Here is a 487-nt window from a genome sequence, read left to right on the forward strand (position 1 = left end):
CTGTCATCACGATAGCGCATAGCGCACGACGAGACCAGCCCGGAGGGCATCCAGGATTTGTCCAGCCTCCTTGTAGTCCTCGTTCAGCCCGTGGTTTGCCGAGTTCGTCAGTCCCATGAAACAGTGCTCGATCCCCGCCTTCCGGAACGCCTCCAGTTGTGGCCGCACGTAGTCTCCGTCGAGCCCAGCTCCGCCCCAGTACAACGTCCCGCGCGGCCGCAGAAGGTATTCCTTCGTCGACGGTTTTTCCGCAGCCAAGTGCGTTACACCGGGATTCGGCGTGGCGGCTACCGCGGCTTCCTCCTCCTGCTCTGGCGACCGGTCTACTTCGATCGAAAAGATATGCTGCGACGGCAGCACGCGCGGGTGCTCCTTGCACTTGCAGAACACGCGCGCCCCCGAAACCAGAATCTGCTTCCCATGCAGCGAGTATCTTGGATCGCAGTCGTTGTACACCGGCCCGCCGACCTTGCACGCCGGGCAGGTC

General features: G+C 62.6%; 1 pseudogene. It reads right to left on the reverse strand.

The features are described 5' to 3' along the window. Window positions 1-6: 6 nt before the first annotated feature. Window positions 7-487: pseudogene (locus AB4Z27_RS29500) on the reverse strand (hypothetical protein); the annotation flags it as partial.

This window comes from Cupriavidus sp. KB_39 (assembly GCF_052114485.1).
Lineage (GTDB): Bacteria > Pseudomonadota > Gammaproteobacteria > Burkholderiales > Burkholderiaceae > Cupriavidus.